24 protein-coding genes and 2 tRNA genes are annotated in these 24691 nt (G+C 70.7%); 16 read left to right on the forward strand and 10 right to left on the reverse strand.

Features of this window, described 5'->3' with window-relative positions; translation table 11 throughout:
* Positions 1-290 precede the first annotated feature (290 nt).
* The 5 genes from rpsB to GWK61_RS23030 all read left to right on the forward strand — a co-directional run bounded on the left by rpsB (position 291) and on the right by GWK61_RS23030 (position 5056).
* On the forward strand, positions 291-1331 hold the full coding sequence (gene rpsB, locus GWK61_RS23010) for a 30S ribosomal protein S2 (RefSeq protein WP_194911228.1): 1041 nt from the start codon (positions 291-293) through the stop codon (positions 1329-1331).
* A gap of 100 nt (positions 1332-1431) precedes the next feature.
* Complete coding sequence (gene tsf, locus GWK61_RS23015; RefSeq protein ID WP_194911229.1) at positions 1432-2262, forward strand: translation elongation factor Ts; 831 nt, start codon at positions 1432-1434, stop codon at positions 2260-2262.
* A 54-nt stretch (positions 2263-2316) separates the two neighbouring features.
* The gene (gene pyrH, locus GWK61_RS23020) at positions 2317-3081 is read left to right on the forward strand and encodes a UMP kinase (protein WP_194911230.1); all 765 of its coding nucleotides are present in this window, start codon (positions 2317-2319) and stop codon (positions 3079-3081) included.
* Between the two features lie 105 nt (positions 3082-3186).
* Positions 3187-3744, forward strand: coding sequence for a ribosome recycling factor (gene frr / locus GWK61_RS23025; protein ID WP_194911231.1), 558 nt, complete (start codon positions 3187-3189; stop codon positions 3742-3744).
* A gap of 154 nt (positions 3745-3898) precedes the next feature.
* On the forward strand, positions 3899-5056 hold the full coding sequence (locus GWK61_RS23030) for a phosphatidate cytidylyltransferase (RefSeq protein ID WP_194911232.1): 1158 nt from the start codon (positions 3899-3901) through the stop codon (positions 5054-5056).
* A gap of 80 nt (positions 5057-5136) precedes the next feature.
* Here GWK61_RS23030 and GWK61_RS23035 read toward each other — a convergent pair whose 3' ends face one another.
* Positions 5137-5943: an alpha/beta fold hydrolase gene (locus GWK61_RS23035; protein ID WP_194911234.1), complete on the reverse strand. Its 807-nt coding sequence runs from the start codon at positions 5941-5943 to the stop codon at positions 5137-5139.
* A 191-nt stretch (positions 5944-6134) separates the two neighbouring features.
* Here GWK61_RS23035 and rlmN point away from each other — a divergent pair, with 191 nt between their 5' ends.
* From rlmN to GWK61_RS23055, 4 genes are read left to right on the forward strand one after another with little or no spacing between them, the layout of a single operon-like run.
* On the forward strand, positions 6135-7292 hold the full coding sequence (gene rlmN, locus GWK61_RS23040) for a dual-specificity RNA methyltransferase RlmN (protein WP_228562790.1): 1158 nt from the start codon (positions 6135-6137) through the stop codon (positions 7290-7292).
* 45 nt (positions 7293-7337) lie between these two features.
* The gene (locus GWK61_RS23045) at positions 7338-7760 is read left to right on the forward strand and encodes a VOC family protein (RefSeq protein WP_194911236.1); all 423 of its coding nucleotides are present in this window, start codon (positions 7338-7340) and stop codon (positions 7758-7760) included.
* A 19-nt stretch (positions 7761-7779) separates the two neighbouring features.
* Positions 7780-9213: an MFS transporter gene (locus GWK61_RS23050; protein WP_194911238.1), complete on the forward strand. Its 1434-nt coding sequence runs from the start codon at positions 7780-7782 to the stop codon at positions 9211-9213.
* A 32-nt stretch (positions 9214-9245) separates the two neighbouring features.
* Positions 9246-9953, forward strand: a complete 708-nt coding sequence (locus GWK61_RS23055) for an NAD(P)-dependent oxidoreductase (RefSeq protein ID WP_194911240.1) — start codon at positions 9246-9248, stop codon at positions 9951-9953.
* A 26-nt stretch (positions 9954-9979) separates the two neighbouring features.
* Here GWK61_RS23055 and GWK61_RS23060 read toward each other — a convergent pair whose 3' ends face one another.
* The 5 genes from GWK61_RS23060 to GWK61_RS23080 all read right to left on the reverse strand — a co-directional run bounded on the left by GWK61_RS23060 (position 9980) and on the right by GWK61_RS23080 (position 14647).
* Positions 9980-10822 (reverse strand): DUF2705 family protein, encoded by an 843-nt coding sequence (locus GWK61_RS23060; protein WP_194911242.1) that lies wholly within the window; start codon positions 10820-10822, stop codon positions 9980-9982.
* Complete coding sequence (locus GWK61_RS23065; protein ID WP_228562791.1) at positions 10819-11883, reverse strand: ABC transporter ATP-binding protein; 1065 nt, start codon at positions 11881-11883, stop codon at positions 10819-10821. The genes GWK61_RS23060 and GWK61_RS23065 overlap by 4 nt, the downstream gene beginning before the upstream one ends.
* Complete coding sequence (locus GWK61_RS23070) at positions 11880-12644, reverse strand: hypothetical protein (RefSeq protein ID WP_194911244.1); 765 nt, start codon at positions 12642-12644, stop codon at positions 11880-11882. Before GWK61_RS23070 ends, GWK61_RS23065 begins: the two co-directional genes overlap by 4 nt.
* Positions 12641-13462, reverse strand: coding sequence for an ATP-binding cassette domain-containing protein (locus GWK61_RS23075; RefSeq protein ID WP_194911245.1), 822 nt, complete (start codon positions 13460-13462; stop codon positions 12641-12643). Before GWK61_RS23075 ends, GWK61_RS23070 begins: the two co-directional genes overlap by 4 nt.
* 267 nt (positions 13463-13729) lie before the next feature.
* Positions 13730-14647 carry an oxidoreductase gene (locus GWK61_RS23080; RefSeq protein WP_194911247.1) on the reverse strand — a complete coding sequence of 306 codons (918 nt, stop codon included), beginning with the start codon at positions 14645-14647 and terminating at the stop codon, positions 13730-13732.
* A 101-nt stretch (positions 14648-14748) separates the two neighbouring features.
* Here GWK61_RS23080 and GWK61_RS23085 point away from each other — a divergent pair, with 101 nt between their 5' ends.
* Together GWK61_RS23085 and GWK61_RS23090 are read left to right on the forward strand one after the other, a co-directional pair.
* Positions 14749-15360 (forward strand): TetR family transcriptional regulator, encoded by a 612-nt coding sequence (locus GWK61_RS23085; RefSeq protein WP_194911249.1) that lies wholly within the window; start codon positions 14749-14751, stop codon positions 15358-15360.
* Between the two features lie 14 nt (positions 15361-15374).
* Positions 15375-15572 (forward strand): hypothetical protein, encoded by a 198-nt coding sequence (locus tag GWK61_RS23090; protein ID WP_194911251.1) that lies wholly within the window; start codon positions 15375-15377, stop codon positions 15570-15572.
* Positions 15573-15597: 25 nt separating this feature from the next.
* Here GWK61_RS23090 and GWK61_RS23095 read toward each other — a convergent pair whose 3' ends face one another.
* The 4 genes from GWK61_RS23095 to GWK61_RS23110 all read right to left on the reverse strand — a co-directional run bounded on the left by GWK61_RS23095 (position 15598) and on the right by GWK61_RS23110 (position 19673).
* Entirely contained in the window at positions 15598-17007 is a 1410-nt protein-coding gene (locus tag GWK61_RS23095) for an NAD(P)/FAD-dependent oxidoreductase (protein WP_323747708.1), read from the reverse strand.
* A complete protein-coding gene (locus GWK61_RS23100; RefSeq protein WP_194911255.1) occupies positions 17004-17684 on the reverse strand; it encodes a pyridoxamine 5'-phosphate oxidase family protein in 681 nt (226 codons plus the stop codon). Before GWK61_RS23100 ends, GWK61_RS23095 begins: the two co-directional genes overlap by 4 nt.
* A gap of 56 nt (positions 17685-17740) precedes the next feature.
* Positions 17741-19117, reverse strand: coding sequence for an aspartate aminotransferase family protein (locus tag GWK61_RS23105; RefSeq protein WP_194911257.1), 1377 nt, complete (start codon positions 19115-19117; stop codon positions 17741-17743).
* Between the two features lie 64 nt (positions 19118-19181).
* A complete protein-coding gene (locus GWK61_RS23110) occupies positions 19182-19673 on the reverse strand; it encodes an Lrp/AsnC family transcriptional regulator (RefSeq protein ID WP_194911259.1) in 492 nt (163 codons plus the stop codon).
* 174 nt (positions 19674-19847) lie between these two features.
* On the opposite strand from GWK61_RS23110, the gene GWK61_RS23115 reads away from it, so the two are divergent.
* The 5 genes from GWK61_RS23115 to GWK61_RS23135 all read left to right on the forward strand — a co-directional run bounded on the left by GWK61_RS23115 (position 19848) and on the right by GWK61_RS23135 (position 24551).
* Positions 19848-21281, forward strand: coding sequence for a gamma-aminobutyraldehyde dehydrogenase (locus tag GWK61_RS23115; RefSeq protein WP_194911261.1), 1434 nt, complete (start codon positions 19848-19850; stop codon positions 21279-21281).
* A 75-nt stretch (positions 21282-21356) separates the two neighbouring features.
* Positions 21357-22562 carry a hypothetical protein gene (locus GWK61_RS23120; protein ID WP_194911263.1) on the forward strand — a complete coding sequence of 402 codons (1206 nt, stop codon included), beginning with the start codon at positions 21357-21359 and terminating at the stop codon, positions 22560-22562.
* 11 nt (positions 22563-22573) lie between these two features.
* A tRNA-Asp gene (locus GWK61_RS23125) sits at positions 22574-22646 on the forward strand.
* Positions 22647-22650: 4 nt separating this feature from the next.
* Positions 22651-22723, forward strand: a tRNA-Arg gene (locus GWK61_RS23130).
* 283 nt (positions 22724-23006) lie between these two features.
* On the forward strand, positions 23007-24551 hold the full coding sequence (locus tag GWK61_RS23135) for an MFS transporter (RefSeq protein WP_194911265.1): 1545 nt from the start codon (positions 23007-23009) through the stop codon (positions 24549-24551).
* The last annotated feature ends 140 nt before the right edge of the window (positions 24552-24691 follow it).

The following is a 24691-nucleotide window of genomic DNA, read 5'->3' on the forward strand; positions in this document are numbered from 1 at the left end:
CCCCCGAACGCACCGTGTCCGCTCGGGTCCGGCCCGCGTGGGAAAACTCCACCCCGCGGCCCGGTAGACTGCTCCCAGCAGCCGGAGTCCCCTCTGGCTGACTTCGCGTGTCCGGCAGCCGTCCAACCGCAAGGCCAGACGGCCCCGAGGCGCCTCGGTCCGCCCTCCCAGCGCAAGCCCGGCGAGCGGTACAGCGCCCCGGGCCTGCTCGGCGACCTGGCCCACCGGCCTCGTCGCCGTGATTTGCCGGTCACCAGGGACAACCGAGATCCGATCAAGGAGGACACGGCATGGCCGTCGTCACGATGCGCCAGCTCTTGGAGAGCGGCGTGCACTTCGGGCACCAGACCCGGCGCTGGAACCCGAAGATGAAGCGTTTCATCCTCACCGAGCGCAACAGCATCTACATCATCGACCTGCAGCAGTCGCTGTCGTACATCGACCGCGCCTACGAGTTCGTCAAGCAGACCGTCGCGCACGGCGGCACGGTGATGTTCATCGGCACCAAGAAGCAGGCCCAGGAAGCCATCGCCGAGCAGGCGACGCGCGTGGGCATGCCGTACGTGAACCACCGCTGGCTAGGCGGCATGCTGACCAACTTCAGCACCGTCTACAAGCGGATCCAGCGCCTTCGCGAGCTGGAGGAGATCGACTTCGACGACGTCGCGGGCTCCGGCATGACCAAGAAGGAGCTGCTGGTCCAGCGCCGCGAGAAGGAGAAGCTGGAGCGCACTCTGGGCGGCATCCGGGACATGTCCCGCGTCCCGTCCGCGGTGTGGATCGTCGACACCAAGAAGGAGCACATCGCCGTCGGCGAGGCGCGCAAGCTGCGCATCCCGGTCGTGGCGATCCTGGACACCAACTGCGACCCGGACGAGGTCGACTACAAGATCCCGGGCAACGACGACGCGATCCGCTCCGTCGCGCTGCTGACCCGGGTCGTGGCCGACGCCGTCGCCGACGGTCTGATGGCCCGCGCCGGCAGCAAGGCCGCCGAGGGCGAGCAGGCCGGCACCGTCGCCGTCGACGAGCCGCTGGCCGACTGGGAGCGCGACCTGCTGGCCGTGGACGACGCCAAGGCCGCCGACGCCGACGTTCCGGCTGTCGCCGCCGAGACCCCGGCCGAGGCCCCGGCCGCCGCCGAGGCTCCGGTTGCCGAGGCCGTCGAGGTCGCCGAGGTCGCCGAGGCTGCCGCGGCTCCGGTCGCCGAGACCCCGGCTGTCGAGGCTCCGGCCGCCGCCGAGGCCCCGGCCGAGGAGGCGCCGGCCGCCCAGGTCCCCGCCGAGGCCCCGGCCGCCCCTGCGGCTCCGGCCGAGGACGAGCAGGCCTGAGCCGGTCCGACTGGTTGATTTCCGCGGTGCGCCGGGCGGTGACCCCGTCCGGCGCGCCGGAAGCCGATCCACGACGATCCACTCTTAAGGACGAGTAACCATGGCGAACTACACCGCCGCCGACGTCAAGAAGCTCCGCGAGCTCACCGCCGCCGGCATGATGGACTGCAAGAAGGCGCTGGAGGAGACCGACGGCGATCTCGACAAGGCTGTCGAGTTCCTGCGCGTCAAGGGCCTGAAGGGCGTCACCAAGCGCGAGGGCCGCTCGGCCTCCAACGGCCTGGTCGCCAGCGCCGTGGACGGCGTGGCCGGCACCCTGATCGAGCTGAACTGCGAGACCGACTTCGTCGCCAAGGGCGAGGCGTTCCAGACCGTGGCGGCCACTGTGCTCGCGCACGTCGTGAACGCCAAGCCGGCCGATGTCGAGGCACTGCTGGCCTCGGAGATCGAGCCGGGCAAGACCGTGCAGGTCTTCCTGGACTCGGCCAACGCCACCCTGGGCGAGAAGATCGAGCTGCGCCGCTTCGCGCAGTTCCACGACGGCTACGTCGCCTCCTACCTGCACAAGACCTCCCCGGACATCCCGGCCCAGATCGGCGTCCTGGTCGAGCTGGACAAGGAGAACGCCGAGGTCGCCAAGGACGTCGCGCAGCACATCGCCGCGTTCTCGCCGTCCTACCTGACCCGCGACGAGGTCCCGGCCGACGTGGTGGAGACCGAGCGGCGCCTGGCCGAGGAGACCTCCCGCGAGGAGGGCAAGCCGGAGGCCGCGCTGCCGAAGATCATCGAGGGCCGGGTCAACGGCTTCTTCAAGGAGAACGTCGTCCTGGAGCAGGCGTTCGCCAAGGACCCGAAGAAGACCGTCAAGAAGATCCTCGACGAGAACGGCGTCACGCTTAAGCGTTTCGCGCGGTTCCGCGTCGGTAGCTGACCGGATCTGAAAAACTAAAGAGCACCGAATAGCTACGTCGAAGGAGCCGCTGCTGTGAAGGAAACCAATAAGGAAACCGACACGGCGGCGGTTCCTTCGCGTACTGAAAAGAACCGCAGGGTTCTGCTCAAGCTCTCCGGTGAGGTGTTCGGCGGCGGGCAGATCGGGGTGGACCCCGAGGTCGTCAAGAGCATCGCCAAGGAGATCGCGGACGTCGTCTCCGAGGGCGGTGTGGAGGTCGCGGTCGTCGTCGGCGGCGGCAACTTCTTCCGCGGCGCCGAGCTGTCGCAGCACGGCATGGAGCGCTCCCGCGCGGACTACATGGGCATGCTGGGCACGGTGATGAACTGTCTGGCCCTGCAGGACTTCCTGGAGAAGCTCGGCATCCCCACCCGGGTGCAGAGCGCGATCACCATGAGCCAGGTCGCCGAGCCCTACATCCCGCGCCGTGCGATCCGGCACCTGGAGAAGGGCCGCGTGGTCATCTTCGGCGCGGGCGCCGGCATGCCGTACTTCTCCACCGACACCACCGCCGCGCAGCGCGCGCTGGAGATCCACGCCGAGCCGATCCTGATGGCCAAGCAGGGCACCGACGGCGTGTACGACTCCGACCCGAACAAGAACCCGGACGCGGTCAAGTACGACACGCTGTCCTATGACGAGTTCCTGGCGCGCAACCTGAAGATCGCGGACGCCACCTCGGTGTCCCTGTGCCGCGACAACGGCATGCCGATCGTGGTGTTCGGCCTGCAGCCGGGCAACATCGCGCGCGCCATCCGCGGCGAGAAGCTCGGCACCGTCATCGGCCCGGCGCACTGAGCCGAGCCCGCACTGTTTCGGTACGGCCGACCGCGAACGCACTAAGCTGCGCTTGAGCTTTGTAGTGGACACAGCAGAGCGCGAAGACTTCTAGGGAGCCCCCAAGTGATCGATGAGACCCTCCTCGAGGCCGAGGAGAAGATGGACAAGGCCGTCGAGGTCGCCAAGGAGGATCTGTCGGGGGTCCGCACCGGCCGCGCCAACCCGGCGATGTTCAACAAGCTGACCGCCGACTACTACGGCACTCCCACGCCGCTGAGCCAGATGGCCTCCTTCCAGGTCCAGGACGCGCGCATGGTGGTCATCTCGCCGTACGACAAGACGGCGCTCGGCGCGATCGAGCGTTCGATCCGCGACAGCGACCTGGGGGTGAACCCGTCCTCGGACGGTGTGGTGATCCGGGTGGTGTTCCCGCAGCTGACCGAGGAGCGCCGCAAGGAGTACATCAAGGTCGCCAAGGGCAAGGGCGAGGACGCCAAGATCTCGCTGCGCAACATCCGCCGGCACGCCAAGGAGACCCTGGACAAGCTGGCCAAGGACGGCGACGCCGGCGAGGACGACGTGCGCCGGGCGGAGAAGCAGCTGGACGACCTGACGCAGAAGCACACCGGGAAGATCGACGAGTTGCTCAAGCACAAGGAAGCTGAACTGCTGGAGGTCTGAGCCCTGCGGGGCTCGGCCTTGCCGGGCGGGGTTTCCGACGTTCACCACGGACCGGCGGCTATGATCGCTGCCGGTCCGTCGCGTTTTTCTCACCGAGTTCACGGGAGAGGGACTGCGGAGTTCACGAGGGGCGAGTAGGGGATGGTGCGGGCGCATGGCATCCACGCAGACCAGGCGCGGTGAGGCGCAGGCCCCCGGCGAGGGGCCGGGAGGCGGCGGTGCCGGGCGTCCTGGCGCGGGCTCGCGGGGCCGCGGCGGTCCTGGCGGTTCCGGTGGTTCCGGTGGTCCGGGCCCGGGTCCGGGCGGTTACGGCGGTCCGAGTGGACCCGGCGGTTCGGGCGGGCACGGCGGGCATGGCGGGCATGGCGGTCCGGGTGGTCCGGGCGGCCCCGACGACGGCGCGGGCGGCGGCGGGAGCGGCGGCGGCGGACACTCCGGCGCCGGTCCCCGAGGCACGGGCGGCGGCAACCCCGGAAACGCGGGCAGCGCCCCCGGCAAGTCCCCGGGTCGTGCCGGGCGCAATCTGCCGGCCGCCATCGGCGTCGGCGTGGGCCTGGCGGCACTGCTGCTGGGCACACTGTTCCTGCGCGGCGCGTTCGCTGTAGTCGTCGCGATCGCGGTGGTCATAGGAGTCCGCGAACTGGCGCAGGCGATGGCCACCCGGGAAGTGCGGGTCCCCTGGCCGCCGATCGCCGCCGGCGGGGTCGGCATGATCGCCGGCTCCTGGTTCGGCGGCCCGACCGCGATGGTCGCGGTGCTGGCCATGACCTCGCTGGCGGTGCTGGTCTGGCGGATGGCCGAGGGCGCGGACGGCTTCCTGCGCGACGCCACGGCCGGCCTGTTCACCCTGGTCTACGTCCCGATGCTGGCCTCGTTCGCGGTGCTGCTGCTGGCCCAGGACAACGGCTACAAGCGCGTGATCCTGTTCCTGACGCTGCCGATCGCCAACGACACCGGCGGGTACGCCACCGGCGTCTTCTTCGGCAAGCACAAGCTGGCCCCGAAGATCTCCCCCGGGAAGACCTGGGAGGGCCTGGTCGGCTCGCTGATCGTGACCGCCGCGGTGGGCGCCGTGGGCATCTCGCAGATGCTGGACGGCAAGATCTGGCAGGGCGTGCTGCTCGGCGTCGCGGGCGTGGCCTCGGCCACGCTCGGCGATCTGGTCGAGTCGGTGATCAAGCGGGACCTCGGGATCAAGGACATGGGGAACCTGCTGCCCGGCCACGGCGGGATCATGGACCGGCTGGACTCGATGCTGGCGACCGCGCCGGTGGCGTGGCTGCTTCTGAGCTTGTTCCTCGGATGGAAGTAAAGCCCTATAGAGCAGAAGCCCTGTGAGAAATCCCTATAGGGAAATCTCACAGGGCTCTTCGCTATTAGAGCTGGATTCAGTTAAGCGGCGTCGACCCAAGCGTTCGCAGTAGCCGCCTCAGATGCGAGAACCGCTTCGACGAAGCCGGTCGGATTGTCCAGGGTGATGTTGTGGCCGCAATCCGGTAGCGCCACGACCCGCACCCCTGCGTCGCTCAGTGCGTCAGCCTTCTCCAGAGGGCCGTCGGCGGCCGGGTAGAGGTACGTGCGGGGGATGTCGAGCGTCTTCAGGATCGCGCGCCCCTCGAACTGCGCCAGACTCGCCGCGCTGCGATAGAGCGCTACCGGACCGGCCATGCGCATCGTCGCGCGCCACTCCGGGTTCACGCGAGCCAGAGTCTCCTCATAGCCCCCTCCGCGCAGGAACACGGTCTCGCCATAACGTGCGATCTGCGAGGACCCGGACTGCGGGATCTCCGGCGCCGGGTCGAGGTTCGAGTCGATGAGGACCAGACTCGCCACCAGGTCTGGGTGTCTTAGTGCGAGCACCGTCGCTATAGAGCCGCCCATGCTGTGCGCGAGGACCTGCGCGCCGGATACGCCGGCGGTCCTTAGCGAGGTCGCGACCCAGTCCGCGTGGTCCTCGATGGCGTAATCGGCATCGACAGGCCGGTCGCTGGTGCCGAAGCCGAGCAGGTCCAGGAGCAGGGAACGCCGACCGCGCAGGCCGTCGCTCGTGGCGACCTCGGCGAAGCAGTGGGCCGAGCTGCCTCCGAGGCCGTGGAGATAGACGCGGGCCGGCTCCGTGCCGGGGAGTTCGGTGCCGGGCAGTTCGGTCCAGCGGATGGCCGAGCCGTCGGCGCGGACTTCGGCGGCGTGCAGTGTCATGGTGTTCCCCCTGGTCGCGGGATGTGGCGGAGGCGAGGGAATATACCCGGCGGCTCTGACAATGCGGCTGCGGCGCGGCATTCCGCAGATCGCGCGTGTGACCAGTCGCACGGAGATCGAGTGGCTGAAGAACACCATCGGGGCGCTCGATGCGCGGAGCGGTCACTCGGCCGTGGGAAACTAGTAAGACTATGTCTGCCGAAGCCCCTGAAACGCCCGCCGTCGACGTCGAGATCGCGCCCAAGCCGCCGCGCCCCGGCGAGCTGACCTTCAGCTCCCCGCGCCGGGCCAAGCCGCCGCGCCACCTGGCCGACCTCACCTCGGCCGAGCGCAAGCAGGCGCTGGCTGAGCTGGGGCATCAGGGCTTCCGGGCGGCGCAGATCTCCAAGCACTACTTCGGCCACCTCGCCGACGATCCGGCCGAGTGGACCGACGTGCCGGCCGCCAAGCGCGAGGAGCTGGCCGCGATCCTCACCCCGAAGCTGCTCACCCCGATCCAGGAGCAGACCGCCGACAACGGCACCACACGCAAGACCCTGTGGCGGCTCTTCGACGGCGCGACCGTCGAGTCGGTGCTGATGCGCTACCGCGACCGCACCACGATGTGCGTGTCCTCGCAGGCCGGCTGCGGGATGAACTGCCCGTTCTGCGCCACCGGCCAGGCCGGACTGACCCGGAACATGTCGACCGGCGAGATCGTCGAGCAGGTGGTGGCCGGAGCCCGGACGATGGCGCGCGGCGAGGTGCCCGGCGGTCCCGGGCGGGTCTCCAACGTCGTGTTCATGGGCATGGGCGAGCCGCTGGCCAACTACAAGGCCGTGATCGGCGCCGTGCGGCGGCTGACCGAGCCGGTGCCGGACGGCCTCGGGCTGTCCGCGCGGCACATCACCGTCTCCACGGTCGGCCTGGTCCCGGCGATCGAGAAGCTGACCGCCGAGCGCATCCCGGTGACCCTGGCCGTCTCCCTGCACGCCCCGGACGACGAGCTGCGCGACACCCTGGTCCCGGTGAACACCCGATGGAAGATCTCCGAGGTGCTCGACGCCGCCTGGCGCTACGCCTCGGTCACCAAGCGCCGGGTCTCCATCGAGTACGCGCTCATCAAGGACATCAACGACCAGGCCTGGCGCGCCGACCGCCTGGGCCGCATGCTCCGCAACAAGCTGGTGCACGTGAACCTGATCCCGCTGAACCCGACGCCGGGCTCGAAGTGGACCGCCTCCCGGCCGCAGGACGAGGCCGAGTTCGTGCGCCGGCTGGAGGAGTGGGGCGTGCCGGTCACGGTGCGCGACACCCGCGGCCGCGACATCGACGGGGCGTGCGGTCAGCTCGCCGCTGCGGTGAAATAGGGGAGCACGGGGAGTACGGGGAGCACCGAGACCAGGGGAGCGCAGATGCCGCCGTCCGGATTCCACCACGTCGAGATCTGGGTGGCGGACCTAGCATTGGTCGAGCCCTCCTGGAACTGGATCCTCGGCGAACTCGGCTGGGAGCTCTACCAGAACTGGCCCGCCGGACGCAGCTGGCGCGTCGGCGAGTCGTACCTCGTGGTCGAGCAGTCCTCGGCGGTGCGGCCGGGACTGCCGTACGACCGCATGCGCCCAGGCCTGAACCATCTCGCGGTACACGCGCCCGACCGAACAACCGTCGACCGCATCCATGCCGCAGCAGAAGCAAACGGCTGGCAGCCGCTGTTCGCCGAGAAGTATCCGCACGCCGGGGGACCGGACCACTACGCGGCCTACCTCACCGATGCCGCCGGGTTCGAGATCGAAGTCGTGGCACCCGAGGAGCGCGGACCCGACGTAGAGGGTTGATTTTCCCTACCCTGGAACGATGTCCGCCCCAGCCGCGGCCGCCGGGAGCGGATTCTCAGCGGCGAAGCCGGATTCCCTGTTCTCACCGCGATATCTCGCCATCACGCTCGGCCTGGCGTCCTCGGTCCTGCTGACCGCGTTCGAGGGCTTGGCCGTCTTCACGGCGTTGCCGGTCGCCGTCGGTGCGGTCCACGGCACGGCCTACCTCTCGCTCTGCTTCACCGCCTTCACCACGGCCAGCCTGGTCGGCATGGTGGTCAGCGGCGTCCGCGCGGACCGGTCCGGGCCGGCGGTGCCTTTCCTCGGCGGCACAACGATTTTCGGCGTCGGGCTGCTGGTGGCCGGGTCCGCGGAGACGATGGCGCAGTTGGTCGCCGGGCGTGCGCTTCAAGGCTTCGGCGCCGGGCTGGTGATGGTGTCGTTGTACGTCATCCTCGGCCGCGGCTATCCGGAAAACCTGCGTGCGTCAGCGCTGGCGATGATGGCCGTGTTGTGGGTGATGCCGTCGATCATCGGCCCGCTGGTGGCCGGGATCCTGACCGAGGACGTGTCCTGGCGCTGGGTCTTCCTCGGCGTGGCGCTGCTGGTGCCACTGCCGGTGGCACTGACGGCCGCGCCGCTCCGGAGGATGAGCGGATCCGTTGCGACGTCAGGGGAAAACGGCGCGAGCGGTACGCCTCGGCGACGCGTTCGGCTGGCGATCGTCGTCGCCGTCGGAGCCGGTGCGTTGCAGTATTCGGGCCAGGACTTCACGCCGGTCGGCATCGTGTTGGCGCTCGGCGGGATCGCGTTGCTGATCCCGAGCGTCCCCAAGCTGCTGCCGCACGGGACGTTGCGCGTAGCGCGCGGCCTTCCGTCGGTCATCGTCATGCACGGCGCGCTCGGCGCCGCCTTCTTCGGGGCCGAGAACTACATCACCACGATGCTGGAGACCGACCGCGGCCTGTCGCCGACGATCGCCGGTCTGACCCTGGTCGGCGAGGCGGCCAGCTGGGCCGGTGCTGCGCAGCTCGCGAGCCGCGGGAAGCTGCCGTTCTCGCGCGAGACCATGGTGCGGCTCGGGCCGCTGGTGACGATCGCGTCGATCGTGGTGACCGGTTCGGCCGCGGTGCTCCCGGCGCCAGCGGTGATCGTCGCGGTCGGCATGGTGCTCGGCGGCTTCGGGATGAGCCTGGTCTACCAGACGCTGAACCTGCTGCTGCTCCGTTACTCGCCGAAGGGGAGTCAGGGCACGAACTCCTCGGCCATGCAGATCTGCGACAGTCTGGCCGCCATCGCGCTGACCGGCGGCACCGGCGCGGTCTTCCACGCGCTGCACCACGCCGGGCCCGGGAACCAGGGCATGTACCTCCTGATCTTCGCGATCATGGCCGCCGCGGCCGGCGCGACCGCCCTGCTCGCACCCCGGGTCGGTGCGCGCGAGTTGGCCCAGGCGCCGCCCGCGCTTCGTTGAAGTGACCGGCGGCGCGGGATAGCGTCCGCCTCATGGCCATCGATCAAAGGGACAGCTCGGTCATCGTTTTCGGGGCCGGTGGCCGAGCCGGCCGGGCGATCGTCGCGCAGGCGCTGCGTCGCGGGCACCGCGTGGTCGGCGTCGTCCGGGATCCGGCCCGGTATCCGGGGCTGGCCGACCTCGGGGACGGCGTCACGGTCGTCACCGGCGATCTCACCGACGCGGGCAGCGTCGAGGCCGTGATTTCCGGAGTGTCCGGCGAAGCCACGGCTGTGGTGAACGCCGTCACCCCGTTCACGGCCCCGCCGGAGTCGTTCGACGACTTCGATGACGACTACTACGTGCACCTCGTTGAGAACCTCAGCCGCGCGGTCGCGGGCCGGGACTGCCGAGTGGTCGAGATCGGCCTGTTCGCGATGCTGAAGACCAGCGATGTCACGCGCGTGTACCAGGACGTCGTGGCCTTCCCCGAGTTCCTGCGGCCGTTCGCCGTGGCGCGGCTGCGCGGGCTGAACGCCTGGCGCGACCAGCCCGACGGAGTCGACTGGCTCGTCCTGAGCCCGCCGCCCGGCCTGGCGTCCCACACCCGATCGACCGGCCACTACCGCCTCGGGGACGACGTCTTCGACCCCAAGGCGACGGTGCACCTGTCCTACTCCGACCTGGCCGTCGCGGTGCTCGACCAGATCGACACGCCGACGGTCCACCGCCGCCAGGCCGCCGTCTACGGCCTGGCCTGACGTTCGCGACCCGCCCTACGCGTGCCCTACGCGTCCCGCCGCTCGAACATCAACGCCCCGACGATCAGCAGCACCACGACCTCGATCGCGAACACGGCGAACCCGGTCCACGGCGCGAAAGCCTTGTCCGGATGGCGGTTCGTCTCGCCGAACGAGGTCACCTGCCCGCCGGCGTTGCCCGGCATCACCTTGAACAGCCAGCGGCCGACCGAGCCGGGGATGAGCTGGACCAGGTTGCCGATGATGAAGATCAGGGCCAGGCCGATGGTGATGGCGCCGGCGGTGTGCCGGATCAGGAAGCCCATCGCCAGGCCGAACACCGCCAGCCCGGCCAGGTACAGCGCGCTGCCGAAGATGGCGCGCGTGGCGCCGGGATAGGACATGTCCACGCCGACGTGCTTGGCCTTCAGCGGGATGTTGCCCAGGTAGAAGCACAGGAACGCGGTGGCCAGACCGATGACGAACACCAACGCGGCCAGCAGGATCGCCTTGGCCACCAGGATCTCCGTGCGCCGCGGCATCGCGGTCAGCGTGGTGCGGATCCCGCCGGTGGAGTACTCGGCGCTGATCGTCATCACGCCCAGGACGTAGGCCGCGATCTGGCCGACGAAGGCCAGCCCGACCAGGACGATGTCGGCCGAGTCCGGTTTGCCCGCGGCCAGGTCCTTGGCGTACGAGTTCGCGGCGGCCAGGCAGATCAGCAGCGTGATCACCGCCGAGCCGGCGAACAGGGTGATCAGGGTCCAGAAGGTGGAGCGGACGGTGCGGATCTTCATCCACTCGCTGGAGACCACGTTGCCGAAGCCGGCGTGGCCGTCGACGGCGGACCCGGGCCCCGGTCCGGTCGCGGTGGCGGGAGCGGCGGTCATCGCCGGGCCTCCCCGCTGTCGGCGGCCGACGACCGGAACTGGTCCGGGTCTGAGCTCGGGCTCGGGCTCCGGCCCTGGCCCTGGCTCGGTCGCCCCTGGCTGGGTTGGCCCATCCCCGGCTGGCCCAGAACCTGGCCGGGCTCCATGCCGGGCACCCCGGCGTGGTACTCGACGCTGTCCGCGGTCATGCTCATGAACGCCTCCTCCAGGGACGGCTGGACCACCGCCAACTCGTGAAGCCACAAGCCGTTCTGGCCGGCCAGGTCGCCGACGGATTCCGAGGCCACGTCGAAGACCTCCACCGCGCCGTCGTCGTCCGGCAGGGCCTCGGTGCGCCAGCCCTGCCCGACCATCAGCTCCCGCAGCTTGCCGATGTGCGGGGAGCGGACGCGGACGTGCGTGGTCGCGTTCTGCGCGATGAACTCGCGCATCGTGGTGTCGGCCTTGATCTCGCCGCGGCCGATGACGATCACCCGGTCCGCGGTCAGCGCCATCTCGCTCATCAGGTGGCTGGAGACGAAGACCGTGCGGCCCTGCGCGGCCAGCGACTTCATCAGGTTGCGGACCCACAGGATGCCCTCGGGGTCCAGGCCGTTGACCGGCTCGTCGAACAGCAGCGTGCCGGGGTCGCCGAGCAGTGCCGCGGCGATGCCCAGGCGCTGGCCCATGCCGAGGGAGAAGTTCTTCGAGCGCTTCTTCGCCACCTGCTCCAGCCCGACCAGGCCGATCACCTCGTCGACCCGGCGCAGCGGGATGCCGTTGGACTTGGCCAGGCACGCCAGGTGGTTGTACGCGGTGCGGCCGCCGTGCACGGACTTGGCGTCCAGCAGCGCGCCGACCTCGCGCAGCGGCACCGGCAGGTTCCGGTACGGCTTGCCGTCGACCGTGACGCTGCCGTCGGTCGGCCGGTCCAGCCCCAGGACCATGCGCATCGTGGTGGACTTGCCGGCGCCGTTCGGGCCGAGGAAGCCGGTGACGGTCCCGGCCTCGACGGTGAAGTCGGCGTGGTCCACGGCGACCTTGTCGCCGTAGCGCTTGGTGAGTCCGACGGCCCGGATCATGCGCCGCTCCTCGCGATCATGCGGCGCATGGCCGCGGCGGTCAGGGCGCGCGCCAGGCCGCGGATCTGCTGCCGCCGGGCGATGACGAGTTGCGTCGCGCTCAGCGCGAGGACCGCGGCCAGCGCGGTCGGCCACGCGGCGCTCCAGGCGGAGACGGAAGCTGAGGCGTCTGCGGTGCTGGCAGCCACGGCTTGCGGAAGGTGAACGACGGCGCCGCTCCGCGAGCGCGCCTCTGCCAACGGCGCGGCGGCCGACGCGGACGAGGACACGCGCACCAGCGCGGCCGTGACCAGCGCGACCACCGAACCGGCGGCGAGCGCCGGCGCCCCGAGCCACGCGCGCCGGATGAGAAGCGCGGCGACGAGGCCGACGACGAGGGGGAGGAGCGCATGCGCCGAGGGCCGGCCGGCGGCGATCGACGCGCCGATCCCGACCACCGTGCCCGCGCCCGCCGCCCCGAGCGGACCGGCGACCTGGATCACCAGCGTGTCGGCCGGATCGGCGCCGGCGGCGGTGAGGGCATCACGGCGCGCGCCGAGGCCGTCGAGATGGTGGCGGATCAGGGCGGCCAGGGCGAGCAGCGCCGGGATCGCGACCGCCGGGTACAGGGCCCCGGCGAACGGCCACGCGGCGATGGCCGAGGCCAGCGCCATGCCGCCGACGACCAGGTGCTCGGCGCGCGGTGCGGCGCGCAGCAGCGCGGCGGCGATCCGCAGGCGGTAGTCGAAGCGGGTGATGGGGGTGGTGGTCAGGGCGCTCATCGTCCGCGCTCCGATCCGGAGCCCACCGACGAGAACCGGTGCTCGCCGCGCGCGTGCCGGCCGATCCGGTGCGGCAGGCCCCGTGACTGGTGGCCCATCATCGTGGCCGGGTCGGTGATCGGAGCGGCAACCGCTTGGACGGCTGGTTCGGCAGCCGGTTCGGCGACTGGTTCCGCCGCCTCGACCGCCGCGACCTTCACCGTGATCCGCCGGTCGGCCCAGCCGATCACGTCCGGGTCGTCGCTGGCGACCACGATCGTCAGGCCGTGCGTGCCGCACGCCGCGCGCAGGATCCGCAGCAGGTGGAAGCGCTCCGGCGCGCTCAGGCCCTCGGTCGGGTCCTCGGCCAGCAGCACCGCCGGGTCCAGGACCAGCGCCCGGGCCAGCGCCACGCGGCGCATCTCCGACGGGGTCAGCTCCGCGACCCGCCATTCGGCGCAGTGGACGGCGTCCAGGCGCTCCAGCCAGCGCAGCGCGCGGCGCCGGGCCTCCTGGCGGCCGAGGCCGGTCAGGATCAACGGCAGGGCCGTGTTCTCCAGGACCGTGAGTTCGGCCAGCAGCTTGCCGACGCGCGGGGCGACGGCGCACTGCGCGTGGGCGAAGCGCAGCCGGGCCGCCGGCCGCAGGGTGTGCAGCGGCTCGCCCTTCAGCCACAGTCCGCCCGGCCACGCCGGGTCGGCGCCGGACAGTGCGCGCAGGAACGCTTCGTCGCAGGCGCCGCTGAGGGCCACGATCTCGCCTTCGCCGACGGCGAGGGAGACCGCGTCGGGCCCGAAGTCGCGGGCCAGCAGGATCGGGTTGTCGGACGGGATGCTCACGAGCAGCCGTGTGCCCTGAAGGGCGCAACCGCCTAACCAACGTTGCGCCGGATGTGCGACCCTCCCGCGCCGGACCAGCGGCGGGGGCGGAGGCGTCGGGAGTCGTGGAATGCGTGCCGGTTACTCCCGCGCGCCCGACAGTCTTCGAACAGCGCGGAATCCATAGTAAAGGCGGGAATCCGGCCCGGAGCCACAGCGGACCTACGCAAGACCTACAACGGAGCCACTGCGGTGCCGGACCGGAATCAGACCGGAATCAGACCGCGGCTACAGCGGGAACACAACCCCGGTCAGCTTCTCCGACTCCTCCCACAGCCGCGCCGCCACCGCCGCATCCTGCGCGCGCCTGCTCGGCTGCACCAGCTCCGGGTAGCCGCGCATCTCCATGAACTTGGCGGAGCCGTAGTACTGGCCGCCGACCACGTCCGGCGCCACTGCGGCCCGCACCTCGGGCAGCACGCCGATCGACGCCTTCTGCGCGAACAGCGGGTTGCCGACGTGCATGAGCGCCTTGCGCCACCCGGTCGGCCCAGCGAACTGCAGGTTCGTGGCCGAATACCCGGGGTGCGCCATCAGCGAGCGCACCGGCGAGCCGGCGGCGCTGAGCCGGCGCTGCAACTCCAGGCCGAACAACAGGTTCGCCAGCTTCGACTGCGCGTAGGCGGCGTTGGGGTTGTAGCCCTTGGTCCGCATCAGATCGTCGAAGTCGATCGACCCCTGCTTGTGGAAGGTCGAGGAGACGGTCACCACGCGCGGGTCGCTGCCTTCGGTGAGCAGGTCCAGCAGCAGCCCGGTGAGCGCGAAGTGTCCGAGGTGGTTGGTGCCGAACTGCACCTCGAAGCCCTGCTTGGTCTTGCCCTGCGGCGCCATCATGACGCCGGCGTTGTTGATCAGGACGTCGACGCCGACCTTGTCGTCGTGCAGCCCCTGGGCGAAGGCCCGTACCGAGTCCAGGTCGGCCAGGTCGAGCGTGCGCAGCTCCAGCGACGCGCCCGGCACGTCCTGGCCGATCCGGGCGGCGGCGGCCTCGCCCTTGACCCGGCTGCGCGCGGTCATCACCACGTGCGCGCCGTTCCCGGCCAGCAGCCGGGAGGCCTCCAGGCCCAGGCCGCTGTTCGCGCCGGTGACCACGAACGTGCGTCCGGTCAGGGCCGGGATCGCGTCGGCGGTCCACTTCGTGCTCATGACTTCCTCCTCGTACGGTGCGGTCTGCTGCACACGATGCCTTGCCTGGCACTCAGTGTCAACAGTGACCCTCAGGGTCGATCCGCTGCTACTGTGGTCGTGTGAGGCGCAGACCCGAAGAGCCTGGATTAACGCTGGCCGAGCGCAAACGCCGGCTGGTCCGCGACGAGTTGGCCGAGGCCGCGCTGCGCCTGCTGGCCCGTCAGGGCTTCGAGGAGACGACCGTCGACGAGCTCGCGGCCGCCGCGGGCGTCAGCCGCCGGACGTTCTTCCGGTACTTCGCGTCGAAGGAGGACGTCGTCATCTCCTCCGTCGTCGTGGTCTGCGAGGCGATCGTCGCCGAGGTCGAGGCCCGGCCGGCCGGGGAGCCGCCGGCGATCGCGATCCGCGAGGCGGTCAAGACCGTCACCGTCGAGGACTTCGCCGAGGACCGCGAGAAGTCGGTGGCCCTGATCCGCCACACGATGCAGATCCCGGCGCTCCGAGCCCGTTTCGCCGAACGCCAGGACCTGCTGGCCGACGACCTGGCCGCGGTCCTGGCCCGCCGCGGCGGCCGCGCCGCCCCGAGCCCGCGCGACCAGTTCGCCGCCGGCCTCGGCCTGCTCGCGTTCGCCGGCGCCATGCAGCACTGGGCCGCCTCCGACGGCCGGGCCGATCCCGCCTCCGTCCTCGACGCGGCCTTCGAAGAGGCTGGTCAAGCCTTCGCGGTCTGAGATGGGCCGCCCGCATGAACAGCGGCGACCCGGCGGCGCGCGCCGAGCTGGACCAGGTGGTCGCGGCCGCGGTGGCTGCGGACCCGGGCTTCAAGGAGCAGCTGCTGACCGCAGCCGCCGCAGCCCCGCAGGCGCGTAGTCAGACGCCATTCCTCAACATCACCAAGGGAATGCTGGTGCCAGTAGCGGCGGCCGAATCCTCAGAGGCCTGATCCTGTGCCTCTGTGCATCCCTGAGTCAGTGCCCGAGGAAACGCCCGAACACCTTCGCGCGCACCGAAGCCTTCCCGGTCCGCTCCTCCTCGGCATCGGCCGCGCTCATCGTCCGCAGCCCGATGTTCGCGCCGAGCCAGCGCAGCGGTTCCGGCTCCCAGCGCGGTGAGCGGTGGTTCACCCACGGCAGCCGGGTGCGCTCGGTGTCGTTGCCGGTCAGCAGGTCCGCGAGCGTGCGCCCGGCCAGGTTGGTCGCGCCCACGCCGTCGCCGACGTAGCCGCCGGCCCATCCCAGGCGCCGCGCCGGGTCGTAGCCGACCGAGGCGAACCAGTCGCGCGGCACGCCGAGCGCGCCGCCCCAGCGGTGGGTGAACTTCGTGTCCTGCAGCACCGGGAACAGTTCGCGCAGGGTGCGGCGGATCTCGGCGTGCACCCGGTCGTCGCGGTCGAAGCCGGCCTCGATGCGGGAGCCGAAGTGGTACGGCGCGCCGCGTCCGCCGAAGGCCAGGCGGCCGTCGGCGGTGCGCTGGCCGTAGATGATCAGGTGGCGGAAGTCGGAGAAGGTCTGGCGCCCGGCCAGCCCGATCTGCTCCCAGACCGCGTCCGGCAGCGGCTCGGTCGCGACCATCAGCGAGTAGACCGGTGCCACGTCGCGCTGGAAGCCGGCGATCGAGGGCGTGTAGCCCTCGGTCGCGCGCACGACCTTGCCGGCCCGGACGCGCCGGCCGCCCGCGGTCTCCACGACGCCGTCGCGGATCGCCGTGACCGTTGTGTGCTCGTGGATCGTGACGCCGAGCCGTTCGACCGCCTCGGCCAGACCGCGCGCGAGCATCGCGGGCTGGATCGCCGCGCAGTGCGGGGTGAACGTGCCGCCGAGCACGTTTGTCGCACCGACCATCGCCGAGGCTTCGGACGCACTCAGGAGCCTGACGTCCTCCTCGCCGAAGCCGTACGAGCGCTCCTCTTCGACCGAGGCCTTCGCGCGTTCCAGCTGGATCGGCGTGCGGGCCAGCACGACGGTGCCGCCCTTGGCGAAGTGGCAGTCGACGCCCTCGGCGGCCACGACGCGCCCGACCTCGTCGACGGTGTCGTTCAGCGTGCGCTGCAAGGCGATCGCGCGGTCCCGGCCGCCACCGGTTTCGGCAGCCATACTGATCTTGGCGACCTTCGCCAGCGAGGACGGGAACAACGACGAACACCAGCCGCCGTTGCGGCCGGAGGCGCCGAACCCGGCGAACTCGCGCTCCAGCACGACGATCCGCAGCGACGGATCGGCCTTGGCGAGGTAGTACGCGGTCCACAGGCCGGTGTACCCGGCGCCGACGATCGCGATGTCGGCCTCGATGTCGCGCTCCGGCGCGGGACGACTCGGCGCGGCGTCAGTGGCCGAAGCCTGCTCCAGCCACAGCGAGAGATCGCCGTCGAGGGTGCTCACCGACGCCACCTCCTGACGGAGGCGGGCACGTCGATTCCCGGGTCGAGATTCGCCGCCGGCTTCGGGTCGCAGTACACCTCGTGCAGTGGTACGACCCCGGCCCACACCGGCGAATCCAGGTCGTCCGGATCGTCGTCGGGGTCGCCGGTCGAGATCTTCACCGAGGCCTCGGTCAGCGGTAGAGACAGCACCACGGTCGCCGCGAGTTCCTTGCGTTTCGGCGCGCGCAGCTCCTCCCAGCGGCCGGGCATCAGGTGCTCGGTGATCCGCTCCAGCGCCGCCTCCTTCTCGCTCTCCGGCAGCATCCGGCAGGTCCCCAGGACCATCGCACCCCGATAGTTCATCGAGGATTCGAAGGCCGAGCGCGCCACCACCAGACCGTCGAGCAGCGTGACCGTGAGACACGTCGGCGCGCCCTCGGCCAGCGCGCGGAACAGCCGCGAGCCGGTCGAGCCGTGGAACAGCACCCGCTCGCCGTCCCGCGCGTAGGCGACCGGGAGGATGTACGGCTGCGCCGCGCCGTTCGGGCCGGTGTTGTCGGTGACCGCGACGTGCGCGACCAGGCCGGCGTCCAGGACCGTGTGCAGCGCGGCGCGGTCGGTGGCCGCCTTCTCGGGCAGCCGGCGGACTCGGGTTCGTGATGTGGAGCCCAGGGCGTTCATCTGTATCAGAACCATTCAGGGGGAGAAAAGGCGCCTCCGGCAAGGGGACCGAAGGCGCCAGGCTTGCGCGGCTACAGCCGCGTCCAGGCCTCGGTGAGCACCGAGCGCAGCGTCTGCTCGATCTCGTCGAACTCGCTCTGCCCGACGATCAGCGGCGGCGCCAGCTGCACCACCGGGTCGCCGCGGTCGTCGGCGCGGCAGTACAGGCCGGCGTCGAACAGCGCCTTGGACAGGAAGCCGCGCAGCAGGCGCTCGGACTCGTCGTCGTCGAACGTCGCCTTGGTGGCCTTGTCCTTCACCAGCTCGATGCCGTAGAAGAACCCGTCGCCGCGCACGTCGCCGACGATCGGCAGGTCCTTGAGCTTCTCCAGCGTCGAGCGGAACGCGCCCTCGTGGTCCAGCACGTGCTGGTTCAGGCCCTCGCGCTCGAACAGCTCCAGGTTGGCCAGCGCCACCGCCGAGGAGACCGGGTGGCCGCCGAAGGTGTAGCCGTGCGGGAAGTAGTTGGTGCCCTCGTAGAACGGCGCCGCGATGCGGTCGGACACGATGGTCGCGCCGATCGGCGAGTAGCCGGAGGTCATGCCCTTGGCACAGGTGATGATGTCCGGGACGTAGTCGAACTTGTCGCAGGCGAACATCGTGCCCAGCCGGCCGAACGCGCAGATGACCTCGTCGGAGACCATCAGGACGTCGTACTCGTCGCAGATCTCGCGCAGCCGCCGGAAGTATCCGGGCGGCGGCGGGAAGCAGCCGCCGGAGTTCTGCACCGGCTCGACGAACACCGCCGCGACGGTGTCCGGGCCCTCGGTGAGGATCATGTTCTCGACCTGGTTGGCACACCAGATCCCGAACTCCTCCTCGCTCATCCCGGGCACGCCGGTGATCTCGTCGGCGCGGTAGTAGTTCGTGTTCGGCACCTTGTGCGCGCCGGGGACCAGCGGCTCGAAGTACTTCTTGGCGTCCGGGATGCCGGTGATGGACAGCGCGCCGTGCGGGGTGCCGTGGTAGGCGATGTTGCGCGAGACCACCTTGTGCTTCATCGGCTTGCCGACCAGCTTGAAGTACTGCTTGGCCAGCTTCCAGGCGGTCTCCACCGCCTCGCCGCCGCCGGTGGTGAAGAACACCTTGTTCAGGTCGCCGGGGGCGTAGTGGGCCAGCCGGTCGGCCAGCTCGATCGCCTGCGGGTGCGCGTAGCTCCACAGCGGGAAGAACGCCAGCTCCTGGGCCTGCTTGTAGGCCGCCTCGGCGAGCTCCACGCGGCCGTGGCCGGCCTGCACGACGAACAGGCCCGCCAGGCCGTCCAGGTAGCTCTTGCCGTTGCTGTCGTAGATGCGCGCGCCCTCGCCCCGGACGATCGTGGGCACGGGGTTGTCCTTGTACGCCGACATCCGGGTGAAGTGCATCCAGAGATGGTCGTAGGCGGATTTGTCCTGGCTGTCGGTGCTCATACTCTTCCTCGCGTCAAGGAGTGGATCGTTCGGGGCGGGGCTGCCGCGGGCGTCGTTCTTGCCGTTACAGAGCGCCCCAGGTGTACGTTTGCTTGCGAAGCTTCAGGTAGACGAAAGATTCGGTCGACCGGACCTGCGGGAGAGCACGGATCCGCTTGTTGATGATCTCCAGGAGGTGGTCGTCGTCCGCGCAGACCACCTCGACCAGCAGGTCGAAGGACCCGGCGGTCATCACCACGTAGTCGACCTCGGCCATCCCCGCCAGGGCGTCGGCCACCGGCTCCAGATCGCCCTCGGCGCGGATGCCGATCATCGCCTGCCGGTGGAAGCCCACGGTCAGCGGGTCGGTCACGGCCACGATCTGCATCACGCCGGCGTCGATCAGCTTCTGCACGCGCTGGCGCACCGCCGCCTCGCTCAGGCCCACCGCGCGGCCGATCGTCGCGTAGGCGCGCCGTCCGTCCTGCTGGAGCTGCTCGATGATGGCCTTGGACAGCGGGTCCAAGTGGTAGCCGCCCACGGCGCCGCTGGCCCGGTCGTTCGTCCTGTCGGTCACGAAAGGGATTGTGACAACGGGAACGGTATCTTGGCAAGGCTTCCTCGATGGAATCCGTACGCGAGGGCGTTTTTGAGCACTGAATCCATCGTCACTGTCGAGCAAATTGTGTCGGCGACTATGTAGGCTGGTCTCATCCGGACCGGCACCTGATCCCCAGAGGAGAACAACACCGTGGAACCACGCCAGCTGCGCAACTACGTGGGCGGCAAGCCGGTCGACACCGTGTCCGGCCGGACCAGCCAGATCGTCGACCCGGTCACCGAGCAGGTGATCGCGAACGCGCCGATCTCCGAGCCCGACGACGTCGACGCCGCGATGCGCGCTGCCGCCGAGGCCTTCCCTGCCTGGCGCGACACCACCCCCTCGGAGCGGCAGCGGCTGCTGCTGAAGGTCGCCGACGCCATCGAGGCGCGGGCCGCCGAGATCGTCGCGGTGGAGTCGCAGAACACCGGCAAGCCGCTGGGCCTGACCGCCTCGGAGGAACTGCCCCCGATGGTGGACCAGATCCGCTTCTTCGCCGGCGCCGCCCGGATGCTGGAGGGCACCGCCTCGGGCGAGTACCTGGCCGGCCACAGCTCCTGGATCCGGCGCGAGCCGGTCGGGGTCTGCGCGCAGGTCGCGCCCTGGAACTACCCGGCGATGATGGCGGTGTGGAAGTTCGCGCCGGCCATCGCCGCGGGCAACACCGTGGTGCTCAAGCCCTCGGACACCACGCCGATGTCCACCCTGCTGATGGCCGAGATCATCGGCGAGATCCTGCCGGCCGGCGTCTTCAACGTGGTCTGCGGCGACCGCGACACCGGCCGCGCGATGGTCGAGCACAAGACCCCGGCGATGGCCTCGATCACCGGTTCGGTGCGGGCCGGCATGGAGGTGGCCAAGAGCGCCGCCGCCGACGTCAAGCGCGTGCATCTGGAGCTCGGCGGCAAGGCCCCGGTCATCGTCTACGCCGACGCCGACCTGGACGCCGCGGTCGAGGGCATCTCGGTCGCCGGCTTCTTCAACGCCGGACAGGACTGCACGGCCGCCACCCGCGTGCTGGTCGAGGACGCGGCGTACGAGGCCTTCGTCGAGAAGCTGACCGAGGCCGCGAAGAACACCAAGACCGGCAACCCGGACGACGAGGACGTGCTCTACGGCCCGCTGAACAACGCCAACCAGCTGCGCCACGTCACCGGCTTCATCGACCGGCTGCCGACGCACGCGAAGGTCGAGACCGGCGGGACGCGGGTCGGGGACGTGGGCTTCTTCTTCGCCCCGACCGTCGTCTCCGGCCTGCGGCAGGACGACGAGATCATCCAGAACGAGGTCTTCGGGCCGGTGATCACCGTGCAGAAGTTCTCCGGCGAGGAGCAGGCGCTCAGCTGGGCCAACGGTGTGGAGTACGCGCTGGCCTCGTCGGTGTGGACCAAGGACCACGGTAAGGCGATGCGTGCGGCGAAGGCGCTGGACTTCGGGTGCGTGTGGATCAACACGCACATCCCGCTGGTCGCCGAGATGCCGCACGGCGGGTTCAAGCACTCCGGGTACGGCAAGGACCTGTCGATGTACGGGTTCGAGGACTACACCCGGATCAAGCACGTGATGAGCAACATCGAGGGCTGATTCGGCACGGCACGGCTGAGGGCCGGCTCCGGAAAACCCGGGCCGGCCCTCGGCGTGTTCGACCATGATGAGCCCATGGACGCGAGCACCCACTTCCGCGACCGCGGCGAGCTGATCACCGGCCTGATGTCCGGCGCGCTGGACGCCGCCGACGCGGTGGTGCGCACCCGCCCGGCGGTGGAGCTGCTGGGCCTGCTGGTGCCGATCGACTCCTTGACCCAGGACTACCTGAGCGGTCGCGAGCCGCAGGGGCTCCGTGTCACCCGCAGCGATTTCGAGCCGTGGCGCCGGCAGCTGGTCGCGGTCGTCGCGGCGTTGCTGGAGCGGTGGGTCGGGGACGACAAGGATTCGTGGCTGGCATTGGCGATGCGGGCCGGTTCCCACCGCGGCTCGCTGCCGGAGCTGATCGACTCGGTCGTGCATCCGGAGCACGCCGATCCCGAATCGTGGTCGGGCCGGGCTCCGCGCTGGCCGCGTGGCGTGGACGCCTCGGCGGTGCTGTTGGCGATGGCGCCGCCCGGGATACTGGAGGCGTTCCTCGGTGAGTGCGCCACGAACGAGGCGGCCGGCGGGATCCTGACACGCATGCTGGACCGCGGTCCGCTGCACCCGAAGTTCGTCGGCCACGCGCTCGGCGCCCTGGGGACAGACTCCATGCGCGCCGCGCTCCACCGGAATCCGGCCTACGAGCTCGCGAAGGTTCGGGCGCACGTACTGCGGGAGCGGCACGACGTCGCAGTGCTGGAGCATGCGTACTTCACGCCGGGGGCCGACGGCGCGCTGCGAGTCGGCCTGGTCCGCTTGGCGGAGGCGGCCGGCGGCTTCCGGCCCGATTTCGTGTCCCGGTTGAAGACGCACAGCAAGGACGCGTCGGTGCTGGAGCCCTTGCTGGTGTCCGACGATCCGGTGCTGGTGCACTGGGTTCTGCGGCGCGTCAACAGCAGCCTGACAGAGCCGGCGATCCGCTGGGCCGCTTATGTGACGCTGGCTCTCACCACCGGGCCGGAGCCGGTGTGGGCATTGGAGCAGGAGCGCGCCGGCGCGCTGTCGCGGATGGCCGAGCCGGTGCGGGCCTCGATCCTGGCGGGGTCGGTGGATCCGATCCTGGACGCCGCCGACGGCGCGCTGGGGAACCCCGGGCTTCCGCGGACGGCGATCGACCTCGGCGCTCCGCTGATCGAGCCGGGGCCGTACACCGAGCTGATCCGTGAGTGCGTGGACTGCGACGCGTATCGGCTGGCGGTGGTGGACGGCCTCGTCTCCGATCGGGCGGCGCTGTAGGGTGCTCCCTTCCGGGTGTGGTGCAGAGGCAGTCACGCCGTCTTGTCAGGACGGAGGACGTCGGTTCGAATCCGGCCGCCCGGTCGTGCCAGGTGTAGTGCAGAGGTAGACACGCCGTACTGCGGATACGGAGGACGCCGGTTCGAATCCGGCCGCCTGGCCCTTTCGCTGAATGCTGTCGCGCGATTGAAGGCTGTGGCGTGGCGCTGAACGCTGTCGCGTCGGCGCGCGCCACGTGCCATGCTCCTGACACAGCGGCGGGTGCATCCAGGCGTAGCGCAGAGGCAGTCGCACCGCCTGGCCTTGGCTGGAGGACGCCGTTCGAATCCGGTCGTCTGGACCACCGCCCGCTCACCCCGTGTCATGGTCCTGCCAGCCCCGCGCCCCTAACCGCGTGCGCTCGTCCCCAGCCCGTGACACCATGGGCCGCATGGTGAGTGAGCCGTGACCCCGGTTGCCTCCGCCGAAGCAGGCAGCGTTCGACTGGGCACGCCGATCGGCCGCGGCGTCCTGGCGACCACCATCCTCGGCTCGGCGATGGCGTTCCTCGACGGGACCGTCGTGAACATCGCACTGCCGCGGATCGGCGAGCAGTTCGGGGCGTCGCTGGCCGGGCTGCAGTGGACCGTGACCGGCTACACGCTGACGCTGGCGGCGTTCGTCCTCGTCGGCGGCTCGCTCGGCGACCGCTTGGGCCGCCGCCGGGTGTTCCTGATCGGCGTGATCTGGTTCGCGCTCGCCTCCCTGGCCTGCGGCCTGGCCCCGAGCCTGGGCTTCCTGATCGCGTTCCGGGCGGTCCAGGGCGTGGGCAGCGCGCTGCTGACGCCCGGCGCCCTGGCGCTGATCCAGTCCGTCTTCCACCCCGACGACCGCGCGAAGGCCGTCGGCGCCTGGTCCGGCCTGGCCAGCATCGCCGGCGCGGCCGGCCCGCTGGTCGGCGGGTACCTGATCGAGTACGCGTCGTGGCGCTGGATCTTCCTGATCAACCTGCCGCTGGCCGTCGCCGTGGTGGCGATCGCACTGCGCTACGTGCCGGAGTCGAAGGAGCTGGTCGCCGGCCACTTCGACCTGCCCGGCGCGGTCCTCGGCGCGCTGGGGCTGGCCGGCGTCACCTACGCGCTGGTCGAGGCCGGGGCGAAGGGGGTGGGCTCGGCGAGCGTGATCGTCACGGCGCTGGCCGGGGTCGCCGCGCTGGTGGCCTTCGTGCTGGTGGAACGGCGCTCGCCGGCCCCGATGATGCCGCTGTCGCTGTTCGGCTCCCGGGAGTTCAGCGCGGCCAACGCCCTGACGCTGACCGCGTACGGGGCGCTCGGTGCGCTGTTCTTCTTCTTCGCCACGTACCTGCAGGTGGTCGGCGGCTACAAGCCGCTGCAGGCGGGCCTGGCCTCGCTGCCGACGACGATCGTGATGATGACGCTGTCCTCCCGGGTCGGCGCCCTGACCACGAAGCTCGGCGCGCGCCGCCTGATGACCGCCGGCGGCGTGCTGACCGCGATCGGCACGCTGTTCCTGGCGACCTCCGGGCACCACCCGGACTACTGGGCGCACATCCTGCCGGCGCTGCTGGTGTTCTCGCTGGGCATGGTGATGGTCGCGGTCCCGGTGACCGTGACGGTGCTGAACTCGACCACCACCGACCGCGCCGGCATCGCCAGCGGCGTGAACAACGCGGTGGCGCGCGCGGCCGGCGCGCTGGCGGTGGCGGCGTTCCCGCTGCTGGTGGGGCTCAAGGGCGACGGGTACGCCGACCCGGCGAAGCTGGAGCCGGCGTTCAGCAAGGCGATGGTGCTGTCGGCGGTGCTGTTCGCGGTGAGCGGCGCGATCGCGTGGTTCGGCATCCGCGACGCGGCGACCCGGCCGACCCCGGAGCACAAGCTGGAGGAACCGCAGTGCACGACGTGTCTGCCGATCGGCAGCCCGGGGCTGGAGCCGGATCACCGGCGCGGAGCGGGAAGCGCCCCGGCGGGGGTCGGCGGGGCGGCGGTCTGAGCTCAGCCGCCGGTCACGCCGCCCGGGTCGGGCTGGGAGACGGACTGGGAGACACCGCCGGAGATCTCGCTCGGGTCGGGCTGTTCGACGGCGCCTGCGTGCTCAGGATCTGCACTCATGGAAATCCTGCCGTTCGCAGT

The organism is Catenulispora rubra (assembly GCF_015356825.1).
In the GTDB taxonomy this organism is placed as follows: Bacteria; Actinomycetota; Actinomycetes; order Streptomycetales; family Catenulisporaceae; genus Catenulispora; species Catenulispora rubra.